Origin of the sequence: Endozoicomonas arenosclerae (assembly GCF_001562015.1) — a bacterium.
Lineage (GTDB): Bacteria > Pseudomonadota > Gammaproteobacteria > Pseudomonadales > Endozoicomonadaceae > Endozoicomonas_A > Endozoicomonas_A arenosclerae.
Window position 1 is genome coordinate 1 of sequence record NZ_LASA01000241.1, and the last position, 6,366, is coordinate 6,366.

7 protein-coding genes and 1 pseudogene are annotated in these 6,366 nt (G+C 42.1%); all 8 read left to right on the plus strand.

Annotation, left to right across the window (positions count from 1 at the left end; translation table 11 throughout):
• Window positions 1-227: pseudogene (locus tag WG89_RS28210) on the plus strand (hypothetical protein); the annotation flags it as partial.
• A gap of 1,765 nt (window positions 228-1,992) precedes the next feature.
• Window positions 1,993-2,424, plus strand: coding sequence for a hypothetical protein (locus tag WG89_RS28225; protein WP_062271082.1), 432 nt, complete (start codon window positions 1,993-1,995; stop codon window positions 2,422-2,424).
• Between the two features lie 59 nt (window positions 2,425-2,483).
• Window positions 2,484-3,467, plus strand: a complete 984-nt coding sequence (locus WG89_RS28230; protein WP_062271084.1) for a transposase — start codon at window positions 2,484-2,486, stop codon at window positions 3,465-3,467.
• A gap of 314 nt (window positions 3,468-3,781) precedes the next feature.
• Window positions 3,782-4,168: a hypothetical protein gene (locus WG89_RS30885; protein WP_153301888.1), complete on the plus strand. Its 387-nt coding sequence runs from the start codon at window positions 3,782-3,784 to the stop codon at window positions 4,166-4,168.
• Window positions 4,169-4,242: 74 nt separating this feature from the next.
• Window positions 4,243-4,800, plus strand: a complete 558-nt coding sequence (locus WG89_RS28235) for a GNAT family N-acetyltransferase (RefSeq protein ID WP_062271091.1) — start codon at window positions 4,243-4,245, stop codon at window positions 4,798-4,800.
• Window positions 4,801-4,967: 167 nt separating this feature from the next.
• Window positions 4,968-5,339, plus strand: coding sequence for a DUF2750 domain-containing protein (locus WG89_RS28240; RefSeq protein ID WP_062271086.1), 372 nt, complete (start codon window positions 4,968-4,970; stop codon window positions 5,337-5,339).
• 77 nt (window positions 5,340-5,416) lie between these two features.
• Window positions 5,417-6,100 carry an HAD family hydrolase gene (locus WG89_RS28245; protein WP_062271089.1) on the plus strand — a complete coding sequence of 228 codons (684 nt, stop codon included), beginning with the start codon at window positions 5,417-5,419 and terminating at the stop codon, window positions 6,098-6,100.
• A gap of 96 nt (window positions 6,101-6,196) precedes the next feature.
• The coding region (locus tag WG89_RS33140; protein ID WP_153301889.1) for a helix-turn-helix domain-containing protein at window positions 6,197-6,366 on the plus strand (170 nt) is incomplete at its 3' end.

A 6,366-nucleotide genomic window follows, 5' to 3' on the forward strand; every position in this document is an offset into this window, starting at 1 on the left:
TACATGTATTGCCTGCCTATTCCCCAGAGCTCAATCCTGATGAATTTGTCTGGGGATTCCTGAAATCAGGATGTATAGGAAGAATGATCTTAAGAACGAAAGATCAATTCCTTAAAGCCATTTCATCAGGCCTTAAGAAGCTTCAGAGGAGTCAAGGTATCATTCTTGGTTTCTTTAGAGCAGAGCATACTGCCTATGCATGTTTGGAGACGTTTTCGGGTAGTTAATGCACATATCAATAACTGATAGAGTTTCAATAACTAGTGAAACTAAGATAAAGAGCGGTATTTTTGGCTCATCTGTTCAAGTAAAGTATGATCACCTTGAATGGATTGAAGCATATTCTTCAGGAGCGTGTAGAGATATCTACACCACAAATGTATGGAGTGATGCTCAGTTCAAAGCAGCGAATGTGAGTAATAACGATTACATTATCCATAAAAACAATAAATTAAGCATCGTTCAAAAAAAAGTCGGAAATGCATAAATCGGGTAGTCGGAGGTCTCTAGCCTCCAGCCCCCACAACACCCTGCATGCGGGTCCGCACAGGGCGTTTCCCGAAGATGTTTAAAATAAGTGGGTCGATTACCCCCACATACTCCAGTGCCGGTTTCTGCTTTTACACCAGCACCCCTCAACCCGGTCGGACATGGGGTAACTGAGTTGCACAGACTCCTCACTGACCTTCAGGTTCAGGCCTTCGCCCTGTCCCAGCCATTACGCTGGGCATTTGACTACTATGCCGTCTGCTGACTTCTGTTTAATCACCGGCAAAGTTGCCCCTGCCAGCGCTATCGGGTTTCATCCTGTTTGCTCGAACAGGGGGATGAGTTCTGTTCGCCGAGCCTGTTGAAACCGGTGGCTGAGAACCGGGAGTAATACCGATCGCCTGTTAAACAGATCTCCCCGGATAAGAACATGAACCTTCAGTGCACAACCGCCGCATTTACCGTATCTCACGAACCAGAGGGCTTTGTGTTCCTTGGCACACTCGCCTCAGAGACTCGGCCTTATATGCGATTTCTGTTCGTCGGCTCGCACCTTTGCACTCGGGCTTCCTCCACACAGGCTCTCGCGAGACTGCACTTGCCGTCGGCTAGTGGTTATCATCGGTGGGCGTATTCGGCTCCAGATCCGATGCTGGCTCTCCCACAGGGGACTTTCACCCCATAAATTCATGCCCATGCCGGGCGTACCAAGGCGCTGCAACCGACCTCCGGCCACTGTCACCTTTTTTGCGCTTCGCAGCAAAAAAGCCGCCATTGGCCTACGGCGGCTGAGCGCGGCGTTATAGCCCATCGAGATTGAGATGACAGGAACTTACGATTGGAATCCAATGCCTCACAAGGTGGACGTAAAGTGTCCATCTTGCGGAGAATATGCGTTATTCGAATTTGCTGAAGTCGTAAAGATCTCTCTCAAAAAAGACATCTCGTTTTTCGAAGCGAGCGACCTGTTCGAATATCGCAAGTTCAAAGACTCATGTGGTCATATATGGCACGGTGCAGTCTACTACGCGGGGTTGCATGGCAGATCAACACAAGCGATAAGGGATCTTCCTCAAGGATATGAACCCGAAAATTGGGGTCATTCTAAATACCTAATGAGAAATCATGGCACAGATCTGGGATCAGTAACGTGTAATCAATGCCATTTGAGAACGCCATATATACTGGATTGGCCTCACGACGCGTTCTTTAAAATCTCAGTAAAAGGCCAAGAATTATGGGCTTTTAATCGAGAATCAGCAGTAGATCTAAGAGACTATATTGAGTCAACTGAAAGAAAGACTGATCAATATAGATGGTCCAGGTTTCTTTTACACATCCCGACGACGTTCAAAAAGCAAAATGTACGTGATAGTGTGGTTAAAAAATTAACTAAGGCACTCAGGTGCTAGAGGCTATAACAAACGCGTGCATTTGACCTCCGCTGCGCTGCGGCAAATGACGCGGGCGTTATATGCCTAAATCATTTGCCGAATTTATATAATGAGAAAAGCATTAGGATTATTGATCGTAATTTCTGTAGTAATTGTATTCAATTACTCATCATTCAAGGTTGAAGAGCAGAGGTGCTTTTCAGAGGTCGTAACTGAATCAGGTTATAGTGATGAATCATATTGGATAATTTATGAAACTAGTCATTGTCCTAACCAAAATAAAGCAAAACATTATTTATTGTTCAAAGATAAAAGCGCTAACATGGGGTACAAAATAACTTTGCTTTCTGAATCTTCTGAGGACTATAAGAAGAGAGGCTCTCTGGATATTTCTTTTTCATGGAAGAATGCAAATAAAGTGGTTGTGAAGTATCCAGAGTGGCTTGACTCAACAGCACTACACTCACCAGTATCAGATTTGGATCTAGTTAAGCTACAGCAAGATAAACAAGGAGATAAACAAGGACACCCAAATATTTGACTAACCACCCAGTTAAACTACTTTTCTCCTGTCACTGAATTTTTCAAACTGGAGCCCCCATGACCCAAGCCCGCAGTGCACTGATTGATCCAGGTTCCACACCTTACTATCACTGCGTGGCTCGTTGCGTCCGTCGGGCATTCTTGTGTGGTGAAGATCACCTGACCGGTAAGAACTTTGAGCATCGCAGACAGTGGGTGGTTGATCGACTTCAGAAACTCGTTTCCATTTTTGCTATTGAAGTCTGTGCTTATGCTGTGATGTCGAATCATTACCATGTTGTATTGCACATCAACTCTAGAGAAGTAGAGGGCTGGAGTCGAGATGAGATACTCAAGCGATGGACTTTTTTATTTACCGGCCCCTTACTGGTTCAGCGCTACCTGAGCGGGCATAACTTAAGCACTTCAGAGCTTAGGCGGGTTGATGAATATGTAGAAGAATACCGTCTTCGGCTCAAGAGTATCAGCTGGTTTATGCGTTGCTTGAACGAACACCTGGCTCGTGAAGCTAATCGGGAAGATGGCTGTAAAGGCCGGTTCTGGGAGGGGCGATTCAAGAGTCAGGCACTGCTGGATGAAGCCGCTATTCTGACATGTATGGCGTATGTTGATCTTAATCCGATTCGGGCCTCTCTGGCTAAAATGCCCGAGCGCTCTGATTTCACTTCCATTCAAAAAAGAATTGAGCACTTATCCAAGCCAAACGATCGCAAGCAACCTCTTGAGCTGAAGGCTTTTCGGCATCAGGGACAAAATCCTGATCAAGCTCTACCTTATATCCTTCACGATTATCTTGAGTTGGTAGACTGGAGTGGCAGAGCTGTCAGACAAGATAAAAAAGGTTCAATTCCCGAAAGTGCGCCTCCTATTCTGGTCAGGCTGGAAATTGACCCGGATGAGTGGCTGAAAACCATGAGTTGGAATAATCGGTTTTATCGTGCCGCAGGTAGGCTTAAAGCTATGAAAGCTTATGCAATTAATACGGGACAACAGTGGCTTCAGGGCTTGCAAGCATGTAGTCGTCTGTTTCCGTCTGGTTGAATCAATTATTTGACTGGATTCAATACCTCTTTCTGAACTTGGTTCAGTAAGAAGAATTTCTATACCTGAAAAACATCAATTCATACCCTTCAAAGAACCTTTATGCGCTTTAGGCTGATCTTGTAGACATCATTGGATAGTAAGTAAGTCTCATGCATTATAAAAGAGTTATCGATGTTTCATTGTTGAAATGATTCTACATCCTATGGATGTCCTGGAATGTCCTGGAATGTCCTGTCTGGATGTCCTGGAATGTCCTGTCACTAAAAGAGTGTCCACTATTTGTGGGTAACACCAGTTCTTAAGGAGGATAAGTGCAATACTTACTATTTCTAACGCTATTTTTTTCAAGTTTTACTTTTTCCAATACTAGCTTTCTTGAGAAACCAAAAAATGTACAAAAACATAAACAATACTGTTTGAGTAAAAATCCTCCAACTCATAGAGCTAAGTTCGTCTTTGAAGAATTATGCCTTTATGGTAAAAATGGCTGCAGCAACACATTAGATAAAGAATCTTTTGAAGTATTGTGTACATTAAATAAAGTTTCAGATTGCTATGCTCAAAAGGCATGGCAAAGCCGTAACCAATATTTCAACCTTGATAATTCCTTAAAAATCAACAATATCAAAAAAACCACAAAGATTAAAAACGGTAAAGCAACGTATACTATCTGTGCTTACTATATACCCAGAACATAACAAGAGCAGGCAATGGACGGTCCACTGTGTGGTCCGCCCCTGCTGCAGACGTTATATTTCAAGGAGGATTCAGGTTGTCATTTCCAGTTTTAGAGACAAATCGCTTAAAGCTAGACAAATTATCTATAGAAGATTCGAGTAGTTTATTTGAGTTGTTCTCGAACAATTCAGTTGTCAAATATTACGACTTGGAAGCTTTTACTGAAGTGTCCCAAGCGAGTAATTTAATAGAATTCTTTAACTCTCGCTTTGAAGAAAACTCTGGTATTCGTTGGGCTATTCGTCTAAAAGAAACAAATCAACTTATCGGGACTTGTGGTTTTAATACTTGGAGTCCTAAAATGAAAAATGCAGCTCTTGGATATGATTTACTGCCTAAATATTGGGGTATGGGTTTTACCACTGAAGCCGTTCATCGAATAGTCAAAGCGGCATTTTTAGGTGAGCTATCTTGCGGTGAACTTAACCGTATACAAGGTGATACTGTTCCGGGAAACTTAGCATCTGAATCGCTTCTACTAAAAGTTGGGTTCAAAGAGGAAGGCATAAGGCGTCAAAGTGGTTACTGGAAAAATCAGTTTCACGATCTTAAATGCTTTGGGCTAATCAAGTCCGAGTATATTGAAATATAACAAGAAAATAAACAAGGACACGTAACAGTTGGCTGCGTTCCACTTCGTTTTTTGATTCACCAAAGTTGCCGTTCTACTACGATAAAACAAGATATAGACATAACAAGCCGACTCAGTAAAGCTCTTCGAACGGGACCTAAATCACCAGAGCTAATAGAAGCTAGATTATGAGTCAATCGTCACTACATGCAGACGCTTTCTACAAAGACGTAGCTCAAACAAAAATTATTTGGGGGATTCGTGATAAGAATGGTATTCCAGCCCCTATGACTAAAACGGGTCTGAGAGCAATGCCATTTTGGTCTGCAAAATCACGAGTTGAAAAAATTATAAATACAGTACCAGACTATAAAAAATTCGAACCATTTGAAATTCCATGGGCTGACTTCAAAGAGCGATGGATACCAGGAATGAGTAACGATAACTACTTGGTTGGGCTCAACTGGAGTGGAAGTAAAGCAACTGGATACGATTCAGAACCGGAAGCTGTACTAGAAGCGATTGAATATCAAATCAATCAGATAGCTAAAAGCGCTTAATCATTCAAAGTAGCAAGGACTTCTGGTCGGGTACATACTGCGGCACCCCAAAACTTAGCGCTTTATTTAGGGAAGAGATGAGCAGACCTATTATATTTGATTTAGATAATACACTTTTTGATTTTGATAGCAGCGAAAAGTTATCTATAAAACATTTCTTTCAAAAACTGGGGGTTTTAAATTCTGAAAATGAAGATGAATTGATATCGGCATTCCTGAGAGAAAATACGATATATTGGAATCTTCGAGATGAAATAGGTATTGAGGAAGTTTTTGAAAGAACGGTCAAAAGTGTTTTTCAAATGGAGCTTTCTGCCTTTGACTGCCCTTCAAATGGAGGTCAGGTATACTTGGAGTGTTTTGAGGAGAATGTAGTTTTGGAGGACGGTGCAAATAACATTCTGGATAGTCTTGCAAGCAAGCATCCTCTTTATGTCGTTTCTAATGGTTTAAAGAGTATACAAAAAAAGCGCATTCGGAATGCTGGAATCATGGAGTATTTCGACGACATCGTCGTTTCCGGAGATGTTGGCTTCGCAAAACCTGATCGGGAAATCTTTGACCACATCATCAATAAAAATAATATTTGCAGGAAGTCAGCAGTCTACATCGGCGATTCTATTAGGGATGATTATCATGGAGCCAAAAACGCGGATCTAAAGTACATATTCTATAATCGAAAAAATATAACAACACACGATATCGATTGCTTGGAAGCTTTAAGTTTTCAGGATATACCGAGATTGTTGGATACCTTGTGACTCCCTGCTATGCTCTGCGGAGTTTTACTATTGATCTGAGCCAACACTTTGCAGTCCGTTTTTCTATATGATCACACCTCAGTTTTTGAGGTGTTTATGAGCAAGGTTGACGGTCGCAAAATCTCCCATGAAGTGAGAGAAACCATTCGCATGGAAGCTATTCAGAAATGGCTTGATGGTGCAACTGTAAAGAGCCTTGCTGAAGAGTATGGAACTGATGAATCCTGCATCTATAGGTGGACTGGAAGGTACCGCAAGGGTGGGAT

Bases quoted from the DNA above. Each gene is read 5' to 3' on its own strand.
- WG89_RS28225 (WP_062271082.1), top strand. From the start codon at position 1,993: ATGAGAAAAGCATTAGGATTATTGATCGTAATTTCTGTAGTAATTGTA.
- WG89_RS28230 (WP_062271084.1), top strand. From the start codon at position 2,484: ATGACCCAAGCCCGCAGTGCACTGATTGATCCAGGTTCCACACCTTAC.
- WG89_RS28240 (WP_062271086.1), top strand. From the start codon at position 4,968: ATGAGTCAATCGTCACTACATGCAGACGCTTTCTACAAAGACGTAGCT.
- WG89_RS28245 (WP_062271089.1), top strand. From the start codon at position 5,417: ATGAGCAGACCTATTATATTTGATTTAGATAATACACTTTTTGATTTT.